Source organism: Paenibacillus sp. FSL H8-0168 (assembly GCF_038592955.1).
In the GTDB taxonomy this organism is placed as follows: domain Bacteria; phylum Bacillota; class Bacilli; order Paenibacillales; family Paenibacillaceae; genus Paenibacillus; species Paenibacillus polymyxa_B.
Window position 1 is genome coordinate 1,258,798 of sequence record NZ_CP151948.1, and the last position, 22,449, is coordinate 1,281,246.

Genomic DNA, 22,449 nt, shown 5'->3' on the forward strand with positions numbered 1-22,449 from the left:
ATTCGATTTTATCATATTTTCTTTAATATATAACTTGAAATTTTTCAAGTTATATTGTAGAAAGTATAGTTATTCATTCTTGCTCACTCTACAGGATAGGGTTCCCAAGGAGCGCGTGTAGATCGAAGGTTGGGTGTAATTGTGATAGCAATGTTCATAATTTCTTTTTTCCCGTCTTATGGTTACTTAACAGGCGAAAATATGAATAAAAATAGCGGGAAAAGAAAATATTATTTTAAAAAGGATGAAAGAAGGGTCTGCAACATGAAAAAACAATGGAAACTGACCGCTGCTATCCTGTATGGAGGAGTGATGATGTATGGCACTGCGGGTGCAGCTGGAGCTTCCGGGACGGAACCGGGTAATTCGTTGCAAGCAATCACCTCCAACGCCTCTATCCAAGGGGCAGCCCGCCAATGGAATGCTGAACCACAGGACGAACACGGGCATGTTCACAGACATAGGCACGGCAAAAGGCCTGGCGGCTTGAATCACCATCTCAACGAGAAAGTAGCCAAGCTGCTGGGCATCACTCCTGTCCAGTTAGAGAAAGAGCTGGGACAAGGGAAGTCGTTGGCCGAGGTTGCTAAAAGCAAAGGCATCCAAGAAGATCAGCTTATTGATAAGTTGAAGAATGAAATGACCGTGGACTTGAAACGGCTTGTGAACCGTAAAGGCCCGATTACATTCGATCGTAAGTCCGGCGCTTCGAATGAAGCTCAATTGAAGCGTTAGCCGGGGATACCGTGGTATATCTGCTCTTGAATAAGTCGAGGAGTAGATCGTTTGACAATAAAAAAAGGATGGGGGAAACCCATCCTTAAATTTCCACTTCCTTATCTTGTGCTATGTCATATTTAGTTACTTTACTGGTGTATTTATCTACATAATAGAATCCATAAGTTGCAATGTGATCAGGGAAATCTTCGTAAACTCTTATACAATATTTAGTTCCTTCCAAACCTTCAACCATTAAGTTTAAATTATATTTAACAGCATCCTTTTTTATTTTATCAGAAAGAATATGGAGTGCTTGATTTTCTGTAATCATCTTTTGCTGTTTACCTAAATACAGTTTATTATCAATGAGGCTGATTTGTCTGCTTTCTGCAATCCCAATATCTTTAACAGAGATATACGTGTTTCCGTTGTAAATCAAGCCATCGGCAGTGTTCTTTTTTGTCCCCTCTAAAAATACATCAAACTTTTTCACAACAGCATTTACGCTTGTTCCAGATGCAGCCATTGCGGTTGCACCAGTAATCATCATACCAATGGTTAAGCCCACTAATAGCCCCTTTAATTTGTCATTCATTTTGATTACCCCTCTTATGTATGCTAATTCCCTCACTATAGTATCCTAAATATCACCATACATAAAGTGATTGTTGTGGGAGAGCAGAAGAGTCAATTATCTTTAAAGAGCTTAAAAAAATCAATGGTTTCTTTTAAATCTTCATCATCAGTATAAATGTTCATCACCTTGCCTATTTCAATTGCAAAGTCCACATACTGATTTGGTTTAGCCGTAATGATATTCTTGTGTATCTCCAGACCCGTTGGATGATTCACAGGATTTTTATAGGAGACACCTGCTATCTCCAGTAGTTCAGTGGCAGAACAAATGGTCGCTATCACTTTATGATCATTATTTAGTGTACTGATTAGAGCTAGAAGTTGCTTGTTCGTCTTTAATAGAGTGTTATCTCCACCAGGTATAATTAGGAGTTGAATATCCTCAGCAGACACTTCATCAAGGGCTACCGAAGGCGTAACTTTAAAATCCTCATAGGAAATTACAGGGTCTTTGGTTACTCCAATCGTAACAATGTCCCCTTTGGTTTTCATAAAATAGGTTGCTAGCATAATCTCAAAACTCACATAACCATCATAAATTAAAACGTGTGATTTCATTTATACACCTACTTCAACATTAGTTTTTAGCTTTGAGTCAATATACCACTTTGATAGGTTTAATTCCATAATTTACAGCAAATATAGGCTTAGAAGTTTAAATAACCAGTCGCACGAAATCAACCAGCGACTGGTTATTTAGCTTTGCTAGAATATGAGTTGAGCGATACCTATAATAGCTTTTTAAGCTGGGAAATACGGCCTTGGGATACGCCGAGCCGTTCAGCGTATTCGCCTTGCTTGGCGTTTGGATGCTCGTGCATGAGTCTTCTTAGCTTCTCAACCAAATGTTGTGAAGACAACCGATGTACACTTTTTTCTTTGCACGCAGGTTCCTTAATAACAGGTACAGGTATTTGACTCACACCTATGTTTCCCTTCAGATCGTTTATGCATTTTTTACATAAAAATGAACCCCTGAAATAGCTTAAATCCCGAACCGAATAGCATAAATGACAGCAGACTCCTATATACTTTCGCATGCTCAATAATCCTGTTTCAACATCCAAATAAAATTCTAAAGACTCACCAGCTTGAATCCCCATAGAGGTTCGCATCTCCTTAGGAATAACAATCCGGCCTAACGTATCCAAGGGACGTGTCATACCTGTATTTTTCAAGTGATCTTCTCCTTCCATTGTCCAACATCCAATGATCTCCTAAAAAAAATATAAAAATCAATAAAGTAAAAGCATTTATGTTTGTTCCAAAAGATGGTATTATCGTGAAAGAAAATCAATAATTATACCATTAGTTTCCAAACTACATTGTTTATTGAAATTGAAATTGAAATTCTATGAAAATGCTGAAAGGGTGGTTTATCCATGGAAATCACACCTACGATACAGGCAGAAATTCAAACTTATCTGAAACGAAAAGGCTTAACGATGACCAAGTTTGGTCACACGATTGATTTGAATGTAGGTACAGTTAGTAGCATTGTGACTGGTAACCGATCTATTTCTGTTCATCAACTGGATAGTATTACTGCGGGAATGAATTTACCACCGGATTATTTTTACGAACGTTATATTGAAGAATGCATTGAAGAATCTCCGCTAAACTGGAAAAAAATAAGCCCTTTCTTATACCGATGCATTGAACTAGGACGACTCGACTGCTTGCAGCGAGTTGTAATTTTGCTATTGGATAACCCTAATTATCCGCCATCGCTCTTTGAAGTTGCCGAAAATGTATACAAAGACGGTTACAACGAAGCAGCGGCATACCTTTACAAAAAGGTGGCTGAAAGTGAGAAGCAGCAGCATTCAGAGCGATTGGCGGTCTGCCAGTATCGTTTGTTCCAAATCAATATTGGACAAGATAGAGCTGTAAATCTTCAAGCTGCCATTGAATTTGCTCCTTTTGTGGATCGTTTAGACGAGATAGAGCAATTAGATGCATTAAAAGATTTGGCTAACGTCTACAGGTCATTAAGCATGTGGGACAAGGTGTATGAATTTGCCCATCAGATGGGTCAATTAGGACAGATCCAATATAATTTGGTTCATAACTCCAAGCGAAAAGGAACAGATTCGAAAAAAAAGCCAATTAGACCGTTTTTCACCTACATAGCCTATTCTGATCTAATGTGTGCTAGTGCTTGCGATGCAAGAGGGGATCATGAACAAGCATTAGAACACATTCATTGTTATGCGGATCTAAGTTGGGTGAAGGAACAAGATTCTGAGTCTCTCTATTGGAAGAAGCAATATCTGCAATGGGCGAAAATTAATACGTACGTCAATAGACTTATGTCCGGGGACATCAGTGTTCTGCCAGATTACGTAGAACATATGGCTGCCGAAAAGGAGATTTTTGCCGAGCTACTGAACGTCCTTGAAGTAGCTAATCGATATAATGTAGATGTAGATCATATCCTTCGACGCTTTGAGTCCCAAATTGCAGCGTATCAGGAACCATCATCTTCTGATACGTATACTCAACAAGTTTTATCGGAAGAATACGTACGCTTCTGGTACAAAATGGCCAAGTACAGCCTAAATAAAGGCAGATATCCATATGGTTTCAATTGTTTAATAAACGCTTTTGAAAAAGCTGTTACAATTAACCACGTACTACTTATTGCCAACTGTTTTGGATTATTTTATCATTTCAAATTACATGCGGCTCCTAAAACACAGGCTCGGTTTCAATCCATTTATGAGGAGGTGTGGGAGAAAAATGATCAAAAGGATGGCTTTCTGCTTAGCGGTAACTAGCTTTTTACTGGTATTCACAGTACCATATCAAACTGCAAACCTAAGCCATGGCACAATCCAAACACAAGGACACGTTGGTGGAATGTGATCCAAGTAATCATCATCTTCAAATTCATTACTATTGACCAGCTTATAGCTGGTCTATTTTTGTATTATTTTGTAATTTTTAGGTTCAAAAAAGATCATGACGTATTTGTACATCCCTCCTTAAAATAAGATTCAATAGGAGGTATGCAGGATGAACAGGGATAAAACGGAAACGTTAATTCAACAAATGGAACACGCCAGACAACACTTGCATGATCTTTACGCAGAGTATGGCTTCGGACATGCTTGTGTACTTGAACAGTCTATGCTTTTGGATGAACTGATTAATCAGTACAACCGTATGTATCAGACCAGAAAGCAGCCTCACCATGTTTTGGATCAGATCATTAACAACGACGATGTTATGTTCAGTCCATCCTCCCCTTTCTCTTTATGCAAAACTGTGACTTCTCCCACGTAATGTTTATTATTATTCTATATAATGACTTATTTTAAAATAAAATACATATTCATGTCATAAAATGTTAATCATTTTTTTGGGGACAGCATACTAAGGCAACAAAAAAGCAGAGCTCCATAAGAGAGCCCTGCCAAAGTCCATTGGATTTATAACCCCATGCTGAAACACAGACGCACAAGTTTAGCCAAGCTCCTGCGTGCTTTTGGAAGCGCGCTTAGAGGAAAGGAACTGGAAACGAAACGAATGCCAGTTCAACCGCTGTCTGCCTTTGGAGCCAACAATCCAGTTGCCGCCGGGCAGATGGGCAAAGAGCCAGCTGATGCCCAGAGAAACACTTGCCACGACGACAAACGTAATGAGCGTAGCTGTAAAATGATGATCACCCAGTGCAAGCGGGCGGGTGTAGTAGGATATGAAGGACAGCACGAGCGCATGGGCCAGATATCCTCCGAAGGAATAGCGTCCGATCCAGTTCAGCATACGGCGAAACGGCTCGGATCGCGTATCTTTTTGCAAATGAAGCAGCAGTCCATACAACAAAAGCAACTGCGAGACAATCAGCACGAAGGTGCTTGGTTTCAAATAAGTAGAAATATTGAGATTGATCGTATCACCCGACTGGATCAGCATTGTGTGACCCATAAGCATGAATAGACCAATAAAGACAAATACATTCCACGGTAACGTCTGTTGGGCCAATCCCCGCCAGGTGTCCGTCATATAGGCGCACACTGCGCCCAGCATAAAATAGAAAAAATACATAACAAAGTTATAAGTGCGGTAATCTAACAGAGTCTGCCAAAAGGACGGCAACCCAGTGCTCCATGCAGACATGTCATAGTAGGACCATTGTAACAACAAAGCGTAAGCCGCAGCGGCAATCAGCATAACAGCCAAAACAAGCTGTTTGCGTCTTTTCGTGCTGTAACGGCGTAGAAACGCTTGAACCTGCCCGGCTGCTTTTGAAAATAAAGGAAACAAAATATAAAACTGAAAGATCATCACTACAAACCATAGATGATATCCGCTGACGGGGATGATCATTTCCTCGAACATACCTTTGTAAAAATAAATATTTCCCCACTGCGCCGTTGACCAGTTTTGAGTACATACCCAATAAATAACCGTCCAGCAGAGGAAAGGAACATAAATATCTCGAAACCGCCTGCCAATATAGCGAGGGTAGCCAATCGGTTTGTTACCATTATAAAAAAGCAGCGCCGCAGACAGGAAAACGAACGTCGGTGTGCCAAAACGTGTCAAATGATACAGCATCGCGAGCATCACAGAATCTGGCTGTTGGATGTCGCTGCGATAAATATATTCGCCAATGCAATGCTGAAGCACGACAGCGAGGTAGGCAAGGCCCCGTAGTTCTGTCCACTCCGCGATACGCGGCTTGCTCATCCATATCACTCCTTTTCCTCAAGATACGCACATGTTTTTCCTAGCACAATTGTAGGTATTGTAACGTAGAAACATTAGTGCAGGATTAACGCCACCTGAAAGTAAGAAGAGTGAAGTAGTTCCAATTTAATATGATTGCGTTTACAATCTAAGTAAAACCAGAATAAATTAAAGTGAATTTATAATTTAAGGATACACACAGGAAGAGGAGAGGAAGGATGAAAAAAACGCTGCTGGTATATATGTTGTTGATTGCGGCCTTTGCTCTCTATGTGTTCAGGTATGAACAAACGGGCCCGTTGAATGGCACTTGGGAGGATAAGGGGCTACGAGGCAGCATTGGAGAAACCTATATGATGATTACGTTCCAGTCTGGTTTGGAGTATTGGAAAAGCGGGCTTAAGGGCTTCGAGGATGCCGGGGATGCGCTGGGGGTGACTGTGGAGTATCGGGGAGCTACCCGTTATGATGCGCAGGAGCAGACAACCGTTATTGAGCAAGCAATTGCTCGTAAACCCGCAGGGATTGCGATTTCCGCGATTGATCCTCACTCTTTGATTCCGGTGATTAATAAGGCGCTGGATGCGGGCATTCCTGTGGTATTGTTTGATGCCGAAGCGCCGGGGAGCCGGGCGTATTCCTTTTTGGGCACGGATAATTATAAGGCTGGCGTGACCGCTGCGGATAAAATGGCAGAGCTGTTGGGACGAGAAGGTCAGGTCGCTGTTCTGACGCTGCCTGGACAGCAAAATCATGAGGAACGCTCGCGTGGCTTTCGCGATACCATTAGGCGGCAGTATCCTGCGATGAAGGTGGTGGAAGTCGCAGATGGCCGCGCAGATGCGATGGTCTCCCGGGATGAGTCGCAAAGGCTGATGAAAGCTTATCCGAAACTGGCGGGCATTTTTGTGACCGATGCAACGGGAGGGGCAGGTGTGGGTGAAGCGGTACTGAGCCAAAAAAACAGCCATCCGCTGAAAATCATTTCTTTTGATACGAATAAAGCGACATTGGATATGATTCGTGGTGGGACGATTTCGGCAACGATTGCCCAGGGAACATGGAATATGGGGTATTGGTCGCTTCAATATTTGTTCCATCTGCATCATCATTTGACGATTCCTGCACCTTCTTCCACTGGAGACAACACTCCGTTGCCCGTGCGGGTAGATACTGGGATTTCCGTGGTCACCCGGGCGAATGTAGATGATTATTATGCGAAATAAATTTTGGGAGCGTATCCAATTAGGGGTGCGCCAAATGATGCCGCGGTTACGCTTGCGCAATATGCCTTTACGTTATCAGCTCATGCTGCTGTTCCTGCTGTTTGGCATTGTGCCTTCGCTGGGATTAGGTCTGCTGGTCAATTGGACGGTGGAACGGATTATTGAACGGCAGGTGGAAAACCATACAATGCAGTTGATTGGCAAGGTGAACGAAGCGCTGGACACCAAAATGGAAAATTTGCAAAACATGACGTATCTGATCGCTTTTAACCCCGATATCGGGGAGTTCTGGAAAGGGAAGACGCTGGCTGACGGCCACGCGGGTCATACGAATGTAATAACACCGGAAAAACAGGGGGAGCAGACTCAGAACTCGGCGCAAAATCAGGCTCTCAGCTCCAAGCAGGCATTAAGTTCTGTACAGGAGCAGGATACGCTGTATAAAATGAAGCAATTTTTGCAGGGCTATACTACGTTATATCCTGAAATTGCAGGGATTCTGATCGTGAACGAAAAAGGCGACTACATCAGCAACGAAATGTATGCTCGAAGCACGCGTAGCCTGACGGAAGAAGATTGGTACCAACAGGCGGCGCAGCATGCAGGCATATTCACTGTGCTAGGACAGCCGAGCCACCGTAATGTGACCACTCATGTCCGGTACAAGGATAGTGAAATTGTCTCCGTCGTTCGTTCGGTTACGGATTCGGAAACCGGACACGTGCTAGGCGTGATTATGATTGACCTCAAGCTGCGGGCTGTGTCGCAGGCCGCCAGGGATGTAACCTTGGGCAAAAGCGGGTATTTAATGGTGACAGATGCTGAGGGGCGCAGCGTGTACAGGCCGGATATGCCTTTGATTGAGCGTATTCCGCCGCAATGGTTCGGGGCAGGTGACAGCGGGATGTTTACCCGTGAAGCTGGGGGCAGGGAATTGCTGTTCATGTTCAGGGCTTCCGAATTCACGGGCTGGAGAACAGTGGGGGTATTCCCGGCACGCGAATCTACACTGGAAGTGCGGCAAATTCAGTTCTATGTCGTCTGTTTTGTTTTCATTGTATGTCTATTTGGCTTAACGGCATCCTTGCGATTGTCGAGTTCCATTGCGCAGCCAATTTTTCGGCTGATGTCCTATATGCGGACGGCAGAGACAGGGGATCTTACAGTTCGCCAATGGAGTGACCGTGGGGATGAAGTCGGAATGCTGGGGCGGAGCTTTAACCGGATGCTGGAGCAAATTCGCCGTCTCATGTCACTTAGCGAACTGAGAGAACGGCAAAAACGGGATGCCGAGCTGCGCAGCCTTCAGGAGCATATTAAGCCCCATTTTCTATACAATACGCTAGATACGATTCATTGGATGGCCCGAAAAAATGGAGCAGACGACGTGTCCGATATGGTGGGAGCGCTATCGAGATTGTTCCGTCTCGGGCTGAGCAAGGGGGATGACTTTATTCCACTGCGCTCCGAGATTGAGCATATATCTAGCTATATGCAAATCCAGCAAACCCGCTATCGTGACCGACTTCGCTGGGAATTGAATCTACCTGACGAGCTAAAGGATCTGTTCGTGTTGAAGTTAATGCTTCAGCCTGTAGTGGAAAACGCGATTTATCACGGCATCAAGGCCAGACGTGGTCCAGGCACGATTTGGATAGAAGCTAAAGCTGAGGACGACAAGCTGCTGCTGACGGTACGTGACGATGGCGCAGGGATGACGGCGGACCGTCTGCGTGAATTGCGTGAATGGCTAGAAATACCCCTGGAGGCGATGGAAGTAAAGCAGAAGCAAAAGGGAGTTAGTACCCATGGCAGAAGCTATGGCATGCTGAATGTACAAGCGCGTATCCGGTTGTCTTTTGGCGAGGAATATGGAATTGTACTGAAGAGCAAAGAAGGGACAGGTACCTGCGTGACGATTACTCATCCGTTGCTGCTGGATATGGCGCAACTGAAGAAGCCTTATGAAAAAGGAGAGGGTCAGGATGACGAAATCAAAGGCCACACACAACTCGACAACGGCGAGTCTGATTGACCAGGCCATACCAGAAGTGACCATAGGAACGGCAAAACGTTACCAAGTATTGATCGCAGATGATGAGCCGATCATTCGTGAGGGGATACGAGATTGCATAGATTGGGCGGCACTGGGCATGGAGGTGGCAGCAGAGGCGGAGGACGGAGAAGAAGCGCTGGAGCTGGTGGGTCAGCTTCATATCGACATCGTGCTGGTCGATATGAATATGCCGTTCATGGACGGGATTGAACTGATTCGGCGTCTGCGGGAAGATCGTCCGGAATGCCGCTGTCTGATCATTTCCGGGCATGATGAATTTGCTTATGCGCAGGAGGCTGTCCGACTTGGCGTAGAGGATTATATTTTGAAGCCGGTAAATGCGGATCAGCTTCATGCTGCGTTGTTGCGGCTTCGTCAGCGAATGGACGAAGAGCACAAGCGTGCCGCCTATGTAGAACAAGCCGCCGGACAGATTGAACGGAATATTCCGCTGCTGCGCCAGCGTTTTTGCCTGGAATGGATGGAAGGGCAACACACGGGAAAAGACATCATGGAACAGTTGGCGTTTTTACGGCTTCCATCGCTACCGCCTGCTCAGATCGGTGTGGTACGGTGGCCTGCGGCAGAGGCACGGCAGACGATTATGCGTGAGAATGACCGTCAGTTGTTTCTTTTTGCCGCTGAAAATATTATTGGCGAACTGCTGGAGGACTGCCCGCATGTGTTGTTCCGCGATGCGAACGGACTGATCGGCATATGCCTATGGCAGGAGGCACCCGAGACGATAGGCGCTTCCATGGAGCAGGCGATTGGACGCTACCTGAATATAGCGGTTCATACGCATGTGGAGTCCAACGCGGGTGGGCTGGAAGGCGCAATTGACGCGTACCGGGTGAGTCGGGATCGAGTGTATGGCGAATCGCAGATGTCTCCCATCGTACGCCGGGCTCGGCAGCTTATTCAGGAAGGTTACGCCGATCGGGAATTAACGCTGGAAGCCCTTGCTTCGCGGCTACAAGTATCCGCCGTATATCTCAGCCGTGTGCTCAAAAAGGAGCTCAACGACAGTTTCGTGACCCTCGTCACGCGTGCCCGTATCCGTAAAGCAGTGCAGCTGCTGGATTCCACGACGTTGTCTATCTATGATATAGCAGAACGTACGGGATACGACAGTCAGCACTATTTTAGCACCGCTTTTAAAAAGACTATGGGTGTGTCCCCTGTGCAGTACCGTAAAGGCGGTGGAATTCAAGAAAGCACGGTAGAGTAGGAAGGATTGGAATGGGAGATGAGTCCCACACTATTTCATCATGAACTGTAAGAAAAAGTGTGTGTGTAATCACACCTACGCATTCAGGGGTTTGTTACGCTGGGGATAACGAACAAATATCTATCAATATTTGGAGGAAAACGATATGTTTTGTTATCAGTGTGAACAAACGCCGAGTGGCGGGTGTAAAGTAGTTGGGGTATGCGGGAAAGATGAGACGATAGCGAGCTTGCAGGATACGATGATTTTTGCATTAAAAGGGATTGCTGCCTATGCGACACATGCTCGCCAGTTGGGCTATACCGATCCTGAGGTAGATCGCATCACGCATGAAGCGTTATATATGACCTTAACCAATTCTAACTTTAATGTACAAGAGCATTTGGAAATGGCGATGAAGGTCGGAAATGCGGCTGTACGGATTATGGATGTGCTGGATCGTGCGCATACGGATCGTTTTGGCATTCCGCAGCCGATTACGGTCAGTCAGAATAAAATCGAAGGCCAATGTATCGTCGTGACTGGACATAATCTGTATGCGCTGGAGGAATTACTGCGCCAGACGGAGGGTAAGGGCATCAACATCTATACCCACTCAGAAATGCTGCCTGCTCACGGTTATCCAGCATTGAAGAAATACGCACATCTCAAGGGGAATATCGGTAAGGCCTGGTACGATCAACGCAGACTGTTCGAAGAGTTCCCGGGCGCCATTCTGGCTACGACGAACTGTGTTATGCCGATTAAAGGCACGTATGCAGACCGCTTCTTCTCTTATGAAGTAGCCGGGCTGGAGGGAGTAGCCAAGATCATGGACGACGACTTTTCACCATTGATCGAGCGTGCGTTAGCCCTGCCAGCCGCAGATGTAGATTCGGAGCAGGTGCTTACAACGGGATATCATCATGAGACGGTTATCGGGCTGGCTCCTGAGATTATTCAGGCCGTTAAAGACGGACATATCCGTCGTTTCTTTGTCATTGCAGGCTGCGACGCACCGGGCAAAGGCGGCAACTATTACCGCGAGCTAGCTACATCCTTGCCGAATGATACGGTCATTCTGACCACGTCCTGTGGTAAATTCCGCTTTAATGACGTGGATTATGGCACCGTTGGAGATACCGGCATTCCGCGTTATATTGATTTGGGGCAATGCAACAATTCGGGTTCTACTGTGAAAATCGCTCTGGCATTAGCGGATGCTTTCGGTTGTACGGTGAACGAGCTACCTGTCAGCATTGTACTGTCCTGGTTTGAGCAAAAAGCGGTCGCCATCCTGCTAGGCTTGTTCAGCCTTGGCATCCAGGATATTCGCATTGGACCGAAACCGCCTGAGTTTATTTCTTCTGGCGTACTGGATGTACTGGTGGAGATGTTTGGCTTGAAGCTAATTACTACCGCAGAGGAAGATATGAAAGCGATGTTGGCGTTGTCGTAAGAGGTTGGTGGGGAACTGCAAAGCGCAGTTCCTTTTTTGTTTCATCGTTCATCGATTCTAATAAAGATGTCCGTAAGAATCTTTAATGCCAGCTCAGTATCTTTGGATTCACGAGTTCTTAGGAGAGTCAAAATGGTTTTTATACTCGAATCTTCTTCGGTAAGCTCATCATTGTCCTTCACATATGTAAGCAACTGATAGACGCCCACGTTCAATGCCTTCGCTATTTTCTCCAGATTTTTCAAAGATATATTTCTCTCCGCACGCTCAATGAAACCAATATAACTCGAATTGAATCCTGCTTTTTCGGCTAAAGCTTCTTGGGAAAGCCCTTTAGACTTTCGAATATCTCGAATACGCGTACCGACTAATTCTAAAAGTTCTGACATGATTACACCTCTCTATAGTAAGAATTTCACAAAATTCGATTCCAATCGCTCCGAAATGTAATATATAGACGAACGAGATCATCTCGATCTATATATTATTAATTGGAAGTCGCTTATTGGATTTTGCAAAATCCTCTAGTTAGAAGTGTAGAGAAAGAGTTACATCTAATTAATAAGTGTTAGTAAGTAAATTGAATTAAAAACTACTATATAGTAATATTTATTATGAAGCTTGTCCGGTAGCTAGAAAATTATACATCTTGATGGTTACATAATTGTGCTATGTTGCTCACATTGTTTCAGGATTTTGCAAAACCCTTATTTATGAAATTTTAATTCAGGAGTTGATTCCCCATGAAACATTACTCCTTAAGTCCCCAACTACATAGTGATTCTGATTTCAAATTGCCTAAGTACAGCGACACCTACATATTCAATTGCATGATGGATTTTCAAAAGCTTGCCGAATACCAGATCAAGCTTGCACAGATGATGCGCGACCATCATCAGTTTCAAAACTGCCTCATTCTTTGTGATCGAGCGATGTTTTCTATGGCTAAGGCCATGTATGTTCATCGAAACCAAATCATTCCATCGTACATTCGATCCATGACTGACCTATTCCCTTTAATTCACACAGATGCTGAGCCCAATTTAGATATGGTGCTGTTTATCGGTACGGTACATTATCTGGTTTCGGGAGAGGATGAAGCATCCGAGGAAACGATGAGACAGGAGGAAGTAGACAAGTTGCTTTATAAAACGGACTCTATTCTAGAGTCTCTGTCACAGCGGATCGTAGCTGATCCGTCTAAGCGGTATCCGTCTATTTATAAAGAAAATTCGTTCAATGATTCGGTAGATCTTTTATCAATAATACCCGGTTCTTTTTGAGATAATGATATAATGAAGAAAAGGAAGATGTTGGATGAAGGTTACGCTTCCACATATCAGAAAGGGTGTTATTTCATATGCCTACATACAACAAACTGGTGCGGGATCGGATTCCGCAACTCATTATGTCTCAGGGCATGGAATGTCGGACACGCATTTTGGACCCAGAGGAATATAAGCAGGAGCTGCGAGCGAAGCTTCGTGAAGAAGCCGGGGAATATTTTGAAGCGGAAAAAGATCAGGATGCGCTGGAAGAGCTGGCAGATATGCTGGAAGTCATCCGAGCACTAGCAGAAGTACATGGGGCGAATGCAGCAGAGCTGGACAAGCTCCGGGCAGACAAAGCCGAGGCACGGGGCGGATTCCAGGAGCGGGTGTTCTTAATTGATGTGGATGAAGCTTAACGTCAAGTGGTACACATGGAATAAACCTATTTTCTTATATATTATGTATAGTTAACGTTTGATGATTCTTACGTACATGTCATTGATGGGATGCCCATGTGAATCAATTATTCAAAAAAGTTTCTGTTGTGAAGACAGGGATTTTTTGTTTTTAACTATAGTTAGCAGTTGTGATATTCTTCCATTTGATGATACAATATAAACATGATTCAAAAGAACTATTTCAAATACGATGGATTCGTTTAATTTATTATTTTCCTTGTTTTCATGAAGTTCGTAAATAAGACGTTAACTGAAATCCCCGATAAACATAATTCTATATTTAGGAGTTGATAAATTTTGTTGAGGAAAATAGAAATTAAAGAGTTATTCGGTAGGTTCAATTACGAAATCTTACTTAAAAAAGATGGAGTAACCATTATAACAGGCCCGAATGGCTACGGGAAATCCACTATTCTCAAGTGTTTTGAAGTAATTAGTGAGGGAAACAACCTGTCTTTCCTGTCATTTTTTATTAAACTTGATTTTTCTGAGATTAAATTCTTATTTAATAATGCAAGCAGTGCATTTTTGATTTCAAAAAAAGAAGGCGGATTAAGTATCAATGGATTGAAAATGCCAGAAGAGTTAATAGCTGAATTAAGTTTAGAGAGTAGAACCCCCTCTTACATAATTAAAGTTAATAATGACACTTGGATAGATAGAAGGACAGGAGAGGTTTTCGATCCTGTTGATTTTAATATTAAAAGAGCCTTTAATAACTTTGAAAGACACAATTTTGAAAGACACAATAATTTAATTGATATAGATCATAATTTTTCCGAAAACTTAGCTATTCTGCTTAGTCAAGCTAAAGATAGCATAGGACCTATATACTATATAAAAGAACAAAGACTAATAATGGAGAAAAGAAATAAAAGAGCTGAACAAGAAATAATAAATGTAATTGAAGAATTACCCAATAAGTTTAAAGATTTAATAAGAGATATTTCAAATAATTATTCAGCCACGGCGAATAAATTAGATGGATCATATCCATACAGGCTATTTAAAACAGAAAAAGGTATCTCTGAAGAAGAGTATGAAATTAAAATGGAAGTAATGAATGAAAAATTTGAGAAACTAAGAAAATACGACATTTCTGAAATGCAACATTTTGTAAACGTAGTATTTAAAATAGAACATGCCAAAGCATTAGAGATCTATTTTGATGACTTCAATGAGAAATATAAGGTTTACGAGGATTTTATAAATAAATTAGATTTATTTACTGATATAGTAAACAGTAGGTTGTCTTTTAAAGAAATAAAAATTTCAAGAGAAAACGGTATCATTGTAGTGGATAAGGAGTATAAAGACAAAAAACTTACCCTAAATCAACTATCATCTGGAGAGAAACAAGAGATAGTTCTATTTTATGAGTTAATATTTGAAACAACAAATGATGTTTTACTTCTAATAGATGAACCAGAAATATCACTTCACATTACTTGGCAAAAAATGTTTATGAATGATTTACTGAGAATAGTTAAATATAAAGGATTTAATGTTATTGTCGCGACACATTCGCCGCAGATTATTAATAATCATTGGGATAAACAGATTGATTTGGGGGAATTATTCGGTGAGCAACTCAGTCAGAGATAACATGTCCAAAGAGGATATTGTTTCAGAAATCAAGTTATCAATTGGGGCAGATATAAAAAAAGAGTATACTTATTTACTAGTAGAAGGCTCTGATGATATTAAATTCTGGAGAGGTATTACAAGCGAAAAGGTATTAATATTTGAATCTTTTTCAGGTAAAAATGGTATTAAGGAAATTGTAGAAGAGTTTTTTGATACTAATCCTCAAGTAATTGGAATTAGGGATAAAGATTATGAATCTAAAGTGATTCATAACAGAATTTATTATTATGATTATTGCTGTATGGAAATGATGTTTATTTGCAGTACTGACGCTTTTAATAGTATTTATACCGAGTATTATGATGGAGAAATTCCAGTTAATGAATTGAAGGAAAAAATATTGCATCAATTAAAAATTTTAAGTCACATTAGGAAGTTAAATGAGACAAAAGACTGGGGAATAAAAATTAATGGGATTTCTATAAACAGTGCATTTAATAGAGAAACCAAAGAATTAGTGATCGATACTATAATAACTAAGCTTAATGAAATGAATCGGAATTTTTTCATTCATAAACCAGAGGAAAGACAGTGTTTAGATGATTTGCTCATGAACGAATCCACCACTAATGAGCTTTTAAATATAACACAAGGCCATGATTTTCTAAAGTTATTTTCAACATATTGTATGAAAGACCAGGGAAATTCAATTAGTGATATTAATATTTCTGCGAGTTTAAGATGTTCATATAGAAAGTCTGATTTCGAGAAATCATTATTATATTTTAAGTTAGTAGAGCATGAAGAGAGATATAAACTGAAGATTGTTTCATAAAGTTAGAGTACGTTTCAGCTCGCTAGCTTAAGTCTCTGTAAAACCTATTGTTTTTGTCTTCGTGTTAGTTTTCGTTGTGAATTAATTCAATAGATGATAGATTAGTCGCGGGTGAATGGAGATGAAAATTATCATTCATAATCGCGACTTTTTTTGTTAAACAAATTAAGGGATTATTTGTTTAACAAATAAAAAGAATTATGGATAAAATTACAGACACTAAGTAAAGAATATGTATCTTTTAAAGACTTATTTATAACCCATGGGGAGTAATTCAGGAGGCCAGAGACATCAGTTAACAATATACTTCGCTGTAGAGCTGACGCTCTTTGGTCCAGACGAAGTTGAGAGGCATGGAAGTAGAATCAGCCGGACAACCCTGCGAGCCTAACCTCAGTTGCGGCTGCCCCATTGGGGCTTAAGGTTCTCGGGTCGTTGAATACAGAAACGTTATACGACAGAATCAAAAGAAAAAAGAGCCAATAGGCTCTCAATCTAAAGATAAATTTAATTCGTTATGTAGATGAAGAGCATCTTTAAAACCTTGCAAATAGATTTCACGCTCTAAAATAGCTTGAACAGGAAGGTCTGCGTCATCAAAAAGGAATAGAGTCTTTGTATATCCTCTGATAGTAGTTCATGTAACTGCTTGAAGTAAAGATTCCGTTCGGATGAGAATTGGTTGTAGCTGGAGTTGTTTTTGATAAAGAAAATATACTTTCATATAATTAAAGAAAATTCACTTCATGTGTGAAAGGAATACCAGATGATTAGTTACAAACCTATTCAAAAATTATTGATCGACAGGGAAATTAAGAAGCAGTACTTACTTAAAATGACAGGGATTTCGTCTGCTACAATGGCGAAGCTCAATACGAATGAATATGTGTCATTAGAAGTAATTGATAAATTATGTACGGCTTTAGGTTGTCAACCAGGAGATTTATTGGAACACATAGCAGAGCAATGACAGATCAAGATCAAGGAAGAATTTTGGTTGATCGAAGAAGTGATTCCGTCGTATAACCTAAATATTCAAGCTGTGGCTCCGTTGGAGCCTGGGTCTGTGTGAACTCTTTAGATAGCCGATTTAATGATTCAACAAATTGAGACTTTGCCAATCGTAAAAAAGGCTAAAGTCTTTTTGCGTTTTCAAGGTATATGAGCGATCTTCGACGATCTTTATTCCAAGTCCAATTACTTTCTCCACACAAAGGTTAAAATTTTATAAAAAAAGTTCAAAACCAGCAAAGACCTTTCCTGGCCTGGAATGATACCATGTGTTTGCACATAAAAAAAGGAGAGGTACTCATTGCCTCACTTATGTAAGCGCTATCTAATTTCAATTCTAATCAGCACTTACCTTCAAATTGACCCGCATCACATGAGGAAAGGGGAACTTCATATGAAAAAAGGAGCTGTTGTCGTATGGCTTCTGGTTTTGGCCCTGATGCTTTCGGCCTGTAATTTGGCGGAGAGTGGAACGGGCAGCAAGGAAAAAGGCTATGTGGGCATTTCCATGCCGACCAAATCGTCCGAGCGTTGGGTAGGGGACGGGGAGAATATGGTCCGGTTGTTTCAGGAGCAAGGCTATAAAACGGATTTACAGTACGCCGAGGACGTAATAGAAAACCAAATCTCCCAAATCGAAAATATGATCACCAAGGGCGTCAATGTTATGGTGATCGCTTCGGTCGACGGAAACACGCTGACGGATGTGATTCAGAAGGCACACGACCGAGGCATTCAGGTCATTTCTTACGACCGTCTGATTCGCAACACACCGTATCTGACGTATTATGCGACCTTCGATAACTTCAAGGTGGGCGTGCTACAGGCAGCATATATTGAGAAAAAGTTGGGACTCAAGGAAGGCAAAGGCCCGTTCAATATCGAACTGTTCGGTGGTTCACCGGACGATAATAACGCTTATTTCTTCTTTAATGGTGCGATGTCTGTACTTAAACCGTACGTGGATTCCGGCAAACTGGTCGTGCGCAGCAAGCAGATGACGATGGCGCAGATCGCTACACTGCGATGGGATGGAGCATTAGCGCAGTCGCGGATGGATAATCTGCTGAGTGCCTACTATTCAGGGGCCAATCTGGACGCGGTACTATCCCCGTATGACGGCATTAGCATCGGTATCATTTCATCCCTGAAAGGGGTCGGATATGGATCAGCGAACAAGCCGCTGCCGATCATTACGGGGCAGGATGCGGAGCTGGCTTCGATCAAGTCCATTGTGGCCGGGGAGCAGACGCAAACTATATTTAAGGATACCCGCAAGCTGGCTGAGCAAACGGTCGTGATGGCCAACAGCATTTTACAGGGCAAACAAGCGGAAGTGAATGACACCGAATCCTATAACAACGGTAAAAAAGTCATTCCTGCTTACTTGCTTGATCCGATCTCGGTAGATCGAACGAATGTGGAGAAGGATATTGTCGGCAGTCACTATTACACCAAAGAGCAAATCGGACTGAAATAAGTGTAAGAATCCAACCGAAAGGAGCGTATCCCATGACTGGAATCATTTTGGAAATGAAGGGAATTACCAAAACCTTTCCCGGCGTGAAGGCATTGGAAAATGTAAATCTAAAGGTCAAGGAAGGCGAAATCCATTCCTTGTGCGGTGAGAATGGTGCGGGCAAGTCGACGCTGATGAAGGTACTAAGCGGTGTATATCCGCATGGAACCTATGAAGGGGATATTGTTTTCCAGGGCAAAACGTGTGAGTTCAAGGATATCAAGCAGAGCGAGGAACTAGGCATTGTCATTATCCATCAGGAGCTGGCGCTGATCCCGTATCTCTCGATTGCGGAAAATATTTATCTGGGCAACGAACGTGCCAGCGGCGGCGTGATTGATTGGAAAGAGACTTTTGTGGGTACACGCGATCTGCTGTCCAAGGTCGGTTTGAGTGAGAATCCTAATACATTAGTTACGAACATCGGGGTCGGGAAGCAACAACTGGTCGAAATTGCGAAAGCGCTCTCCAAAAAGGTAAAGCTGCTTATTCTCGATGAACCGACAGCGGCGTTGAATGAGGATGATAGTGAAAATCTGCTTAATTTGATGCTGGAATTTAAAAGACAGGGCATTTCCTGCATTCTCATCTCCCATAAGCTGAATGAGGTCGCGAAGGTGTCAGATTCGATCACGATTTTGCGTGACGGGAAGACGATTGAGACACTGGATATGAAAAAGGATGAGGTTACGGAGGATCGGATCATTAGCGGGATGGTTGGACGTGATCTGACCAGCCGTTATCCAGAGCGTCATGCCAAGATTGGCAAAGTCGTTCTGGAAGTGAAGGATTGGACGGTGTATCACGAGCATCATGCAGACCGTAAGGTGCTGGATCAGGTGAATTTGAACATCCGTCGCGGTGAAATTGTCGGGATTGCCGGACTGATGGGAGCGGGACGGACCGAGCTGGCGATGAGCATTTTTGGCAAGTCGTATGGACGTAACATCTCTGGTCAGCTGATTAAAGACGGCAAGCCGATCCAGAACAACACGGTTACGGACGCGATCAACAACGGCTTTGCCTATGTAACAGAGGATCGCAAGGAGTATGGCCTCATCCTAATGGATGATATCAAGCGTAATATTTCGCTGACTGGCCTGAACAAGCTGACGAAGGGCGCTGTCGTCAATGAGCAGGAGGAAGTCGTCATTGCAGAGGAAATGAAAAAAAGCATGAACATCAAAGCGCCGAGCATTTTACAGAAAACAGGTAATCTGAGTGGCGGCAATCAGCAGAAGGTGGTGCTGAGCAAATGGATTTTCGCCGGACCGGATATTCTGATTCTGGATGAGCCGACACGCGGCATTGATGTGGGCGCCAAATATGAAATTTACACGATTATTCATCGACTTGCCGCTGAAGGCAAGGGAGTGCTGGTCATTTCGTCCGAGCTGCCAGAGGTACTAGGCTTGTGTGACCGGATTTATGTCATGAATGCTGGGCGGATCACTGGAGAGGTTAGCCGTGAGGACGCGTCGCAGGAAACGTTGATGAGATATATGACCAAGTCAGGAGGCGTGAAGCATGGAAACCATAACTAAACTATTTAAAAATAACATCCGCCAATATGGCATGATGATTGCGCTGGTCGTCATTATGATTTTGTTCGAGGTACTGACGGGCGGTCTGCTGTTGAAGCCGATTAATATTACCAATCTGATTCTGCAAAACAGCTATATTCTCGTGCTGGCCATCGGGATGGTGCTGGTCATCATCACTGGACATATTGATTTGTCCGTCGGCTCCATAGCCGCTTTTGTCGGTGCGGTTGCCGCCATCATGATGGTCGACTGGCAGCTTCCAGCATGGATCGCTGTCATTGCATCTTTGCTGGTCGGGGCGTTAATCGGCGCTTGGCAAGGATTCTGGGTCGCTTATGTACGGATTCCGGCGTTTATCGTAACTTTGGCAGGAATGCTGCTCTTCCGCGGATTGACCATGATCGTGCTGGAAGGCCAATCGATCTCTCCTTTTCCAGGGGGCTTCCAGAAAATCAGTTCAGGCTTCCTGCCGGATTTTTCATCTACCGGTTATAACCTGGTATCCATCATTGTCGGCATTGCGCTCACGGTATGGTTTATCGTGAACGAAATTCGCGAACGTCGTTCTCAGCTTAAATATGGATTTGAGGTTCCGTCACAGACATTATTTGTACTCAAGCTGATTGTGGTAGCTGCGGTCATCAATCTGTTCACCTTTATGCTTGCGAGCTATGCGGGGATTCCTAACATTCTCGTGCTGCTGTTCATACTGATCGTTGTGTACTCCTTCGTCATGAACCGCACGATTATGGGTCGTCATGTGTATGCGTTGGGTGGAAATGAAAAGGCAGCGGGTCTGTCCGGTGTCAAAACGAAAAAAGTAACGTTCTGGGTATTCGTCAATATGGGTGTGCTGGCGGCCATTTCCGGTCTGATCTTTGCTGCACGTCTGAACGCGGCTACGCCGAGAGCGGGTACGAACTTCGAGCTAGATGCCATCGCAGCCTGCTTTATCGGTGGAGCTTCGGCGTCCGGCGGGATCGGAACCGTTTTTGGAGCCATTATCGGTGGTTTGGTCATGGGCGTACTGAATAACGGTATGTCTCTGATCGGTCTGGGTATTGACTGGCAGCAAGGAATCAAGGGCTTGGTGCTGCTGCTGGCGGTTGCCTTCGATATTTACAACAAAAACAAAAGATCTGCTTAAGCTCAGATTCGGTATCGTAAAACAAGAAAACCTCCAGTTCCACTAGAAATGTGGATGCTGGAGGTTTTCTTGCTTGTTGGGTCTTGTGGCTATCAGCCAACGAAACTAAGTGGTGACCATTTGGCCGCCGTTTATATGCAGCGTTTGGCCTGTAATGTAGGAACCGTCATCTGAAGCCAGCAGCACATAGGCAGGAGCCAATTCATAAGGCTGCCCGGCACGTTTCATTGGTGTATTGCTGCCGAAGGTGCGAATGACTTCAGGCGACTGTGTGGCCGGATTCAGCGGAGTCCAGATCGGACCGGGAGCAATCGCATTCACGCGAATACCCTGATCGACCAGATTATTAGCCAAAGCGCGGGTGAAGCTGACGATAGCTCCTTTGGTAGCTGAATAATCAATCATATTCTTTTGACCCACATAGGCTGTCACCGATGCCGTATTGACGATGCTGGCCCCAGCCCGCATATACGGCAATGCTTCTGTAGTCATATGGAAGAAGGAAATAATATTCGTATCAAACGTATCACGAAGCTGCTGCTCACTGATATCCAGATACGATTCGCGCACAAACTGAATACCTAGGTTGTTAATCAGGATGTCAATCCGACCAAAGGTTTCCATCGTTTGTTGAACAACCAGACAGCAGTTGCCTTTTAGCCTTAGATCCCCCGGAATTAACAAACAACGTCGGCCAAGCCTGTGAATGACATCACGGGTTTCCATAGCATCTCGATGCTCATCGAGATAGGCAATGACCACATCGGCCCCTTCCTTGGCAAATGCCACTGCAACCGCGCGACCAATACCACTGTCCCCACCGCTAATAATAGCCACCCGATCCTGAAGCTTTCCAGTGCCGATATACTTTGGATTATCATAAATAGGGCGTGGAACCATTAGGTATTCCAACCCCGGCTGTCTATATTGATGCTGGGGAGGAAAAGTAATCGGAACTTCTTTACATTGGGTTTCTGTACCGTAATTAGGATATTGCCAATTCATCGATAATCCCTTCTTTATACGTTTTGAAATCCAATATATTCAAAATAGGCGCAAACGGTGACTCAGGACG

20 protein-coding genes and 1 pseudogene are annotated in these 22,449 nt (G+C 43.3%); 15 read left to right on the forward strand and 6 right to left on the reverse strand.

The window, feature by feature from the left end; translation table 11 throughout:
- Window positions 1–264 precede the first annotated feature (264 nt).
- On the forward strand, window positions 265–735 hold the full coding sequence (locus tag MHI21_RS05750) for a hypothetical protein (protein WP_029516120.1): 471 nt from the start codon (window positions 265–267) through the stop codon (window positions 733–735).
- An 85-nt stretch (window positions 736–820) separates the two neighbouring features.
- Here the strand turns inward: MHI21_RS05750 and MHI21_RS05755 are convergent, their stop codons facing one another.
- The 3 genes from MHI21_RS05755 to MHI21_RS05765 all read right to left on the reverse strand — a co-directional run bounded on the left by MHI21_RS05755 (window position 821) and on the right by MHI21_RS05765 (window position 2,534).
- Window positions 821–1,315: a hypothetical protein gene (locus MHI21_RS05755; RefSeq protein ID WP_029516121.1), complete on the reverse strand. Its 495-nt coding sequence runs from the start codon at window positions 1,313–1,315 to the stop codon at window positions 821–823.
- Window positions 1,316–1,407: 92 nt separating this feature from the next.
- Window positions 1,408–1,914: a DJ-1/PfpI family protein gene (locus MHI21_RS05760; RefSeq protein ID WP_069010368.1), complete on the reverse strand. Its 507-nt coding sequence runs from the start codon at window positions 1,912–1,914 to the stop codon at window positions 1,408–1,410.
- Window positions 1,915–2,084: 170 nt separating this feature from the next.
- Complete coding sequence (locus MHI21_RS05765; RefSeq protein ID WP_341038934.1) at window positions 2,085–2,534, reverse strand: AbrB/MazE/SpoVT family DNA-binding domain-containing protein; 450 nt, start codon at window positions 2,532–2,534, stop codon at window positions 2,085–2,087.
- A 204-nt stretch (window positions 2,535–2,738) separates the two neighbouring features.
- Here MHI21_RS05765 and MHI21_RS05770 point away from each other — a divergent pair, with 204 nt between their 5' ends.
- Together MHI21_RS05770 and MHI21_RS05775 are read left to right on the forward strand one after the other, a co-directional pair.
- Window positions 2,739–4,136, forward strand: coding sequence for a helix-turn-helix transcriptional regulator (locus tag MHI21_RS05770; RefSeq protein WP_069010370.1), 1,398 nt, complete (start codon window positions 2,739–2,741; stop codon window positions 4,134–4,136).
- Window positions 4,137–4,374: 238 nt separating this feature from the next.
- Window positions 4,375–4,557: pseudogene (locus tag MHI21_RS05775) on the forward strand (aspartyl-phosphate phosphatase Spo0E family protein); the annotation flags it as partial.
- Window positions 4,558–4,824: 267 nt separating this feature from the next.
- On the opposite strand, the gene MHI21_RS05780 reads toward MHI21_RS05775, so the two are convergent.
- The gene (locus MHI21_RS05780) at window positions 4,825–6,051 is read right to left on the reverse strand and encodes an acyltransferase (protein WP_165144524.1); all 1,227 of its coding nucleotides are present in this window, start codon (window positions 6,049–6,051) and stop codon (window positions 4,825–4,827) included.
- A 218-nt stretch (window positions 6,052–6,269) separates the two neighbouring features.
- Here MHI21_RS05780 and MHI21_RS05785 point away from each other — a divergent pair, with 218 nt between their 5' ends.
- The 4 genes from MHI21_RS05785 (at window position 6,270) to hcp (ending at window position 12,002) form a co-directional block, all read left to right on the forward strand.
- Window positions 6,270–7,277, forward strand: a complete 1,008-nt coding sequence (locus tag MHI21_RS05785) for a substrate-binding domain-containing protein (RefSeq protein WP_342419629.1) — start codon at window positions 6,270–6,272, stop codon at window positions 7,275–7,277.
- Between the two features lie 34 nt (window positions 7,278–7,311).
- Complete coding sequence (locus MHI21_RS05790; RefSeq protein WP_342419630.1) at window positions 7,312–9,312, forward strand: sensor histidine kinase; 2,001 nt, start codon at window positions 7,312–7,314, stop codon at window positions 9,310–9,312.
- Window positions 9,263–10,564: a response regulator gene (locus tag MHI21_RS05795; RefSeq protein WP_342419631.1), complete on the forward strand. Its 1,302-nt coding sequence runs from the start codon at window positions 9,263–9,265 to the stop codon at window positions 10,562–10,564. Before MHI21_RS05790 ends, MHI21_RS05795 begins: the two co-directional genes overlap by 50 nt.
- A gap of 145 nt (window positions 10,565–10,709) precedes the next feature.
- The gene (hcp, locus tag MHI21_RS05800; RefSeq protein ID WP_028543172.1) at window positions 10,710–12,002 is read left to right on the forward strand and encodes a hydroxylamine reductase; all 1,293 of its coding nucleotides are present in this window, start codon (window positions 10,710–10,712) and stop codon (window positions 12,000–12,002) included.
- Window positions 12,003–12,043: 41 nt separating this feature from the next.
- On the opposite strand, the gene MHI21_RS05805 is transcribed toward hcp, so the two are convergent.
- Window positions 12,044–12,391, reverse strand: a complete 348-nt coding sequence (locus MHI21_RS05805) for a helix-turn-helix transcriptional regulator (RefSeq protein ID WP_023987345.1) — start codon at window positions 12,389–12,391, stop codon at window positions 12,044–12,046.
- A 354-nt stretch (window positions 12,392–12,745) separates the two neighbouring features.
- On the opposite strand from MHI21_RS05805, the gene MHI21_RS05810 reads away from it, so the two are divergent.
- From MHI21_RS05810 to mmsB, 8 genes are all read left to right on the forward strand, one after another.
- Window positions 12,746–13,285 (forward strand): hypothetical protein, encoded by a 540-nt coding sequence (locus MHI21_RS05810; RefSeq protein ID WP_342419632.1) that lies wholly within the window; start codon window positions 12,746–12,748, stop codon window positions 13,283–13,285.
- 77 nt (window positions 13,286–13,362) lie between these two features.
- Complete coding sequence (locus tag MHI21_RS05815) at window positions 13,363–13,689, forward strand: nucleoside triphosphate pyrophosphohydrolase (protein WP_342419633.1); 327 nt, start codon at window positions 13,363–13,365, stop codon at window positions 13,687–13,689.
- 339 nt (window positions 13,690–14,028) lie between these two features.
- Window positions 14,029–15,336: an AAA family ATPase gene (locus MHI21_RS05820; protein WP_342419634.1), complete on the forward strand. Its 1,308-nt coding sequence runs from the start codon at window positions 14,029–14,031 to the stop codon at window positions 15,334–15,336.
- Window positions 15,314–16,153, forward strand: coding sequence for a hypothetical protein (locus MHI21_RS05825; RefSeq protein ID WP_342419635.1), 840 nt, complete (start codon window positions 15,314–15,316; stop codon window positions 16,151–16,153). The genes MHI21_RS05820 and MHI21_RS05825 overlap by 23 nt, the downstream gene beginning before the upstream one ends.
- Window positions 16,154–16,919: 766 nt before the next feature.
- Complete coding sequence (locus MHI21_RS05830; protein WP_342419636.1) at window positions 16,920–17,123, forward strand: helix-turn-helix transcriptional regulator; 204 nt, start codon at window positions 16,920–16,922, stop codon at window positions 17,121–17,123.
- A gap of 435 nt (window positions 17,124–17,558) precedes the next feature.
- Complete coding sequence (gene chvE / locus MHI21_RS05835) at window positions 17,559–18,644, forward strand: multiple monosaccharide ABC transporter substrate-binding protein (protein WP_342419637.1); 1,086 nt, start codon at window positions 17,559–17,561, stop codon at window positions 18,642–18,644.
- Window positions 18,645–18,676: 32 nt separating this feature from the next.
- Window positions 18,677–20,227 carry a multiple monosaccharide ABC transporter ATP-binding protein gene (gene mmsA / locus MHI21_RS05840; RefSeq protein ID WP_342419638.1) on the forward strand — a complete coding sequence of 517 codons (1,551 nt, stop codon included), beginning with the start codon at window positions 18,677–18,679 and terminating at the stop codon, window positions 20,225–20,227.
- Window positions 20,211–21,374, forward strand: coding sequence for a multiple monosaccharide ABC transporter permease (mmsB, locus tag MHI21_RS05845; protein ID WP_068938496.1), 1,164 nt, complete (start codon window positions 20,211–20,213; stop codon window positions 21,372–21,374). The genes mmsA and mmsB overlap by 17 nt, the downstream gene beginning before the upstream one ends.
- Window positions 21,375–21,479: 105 nt before the next feature.
- Here mmsB and MHI21_RS05850 read toward each other — a convergent pair whose 3' ends face one another.
- Window positions 21,480–22,379, reverse strand: coding sequence for an SDR family oxidoreductase (locus MHI21_RS05850; protein WP_342419639.1), 900 nt, complete (start codon window positions 22,377–22,379; stop codon window positions 21,480–21,482).
- Window positions 22,380–22,449: the final 70 nt, after the last annotated feature.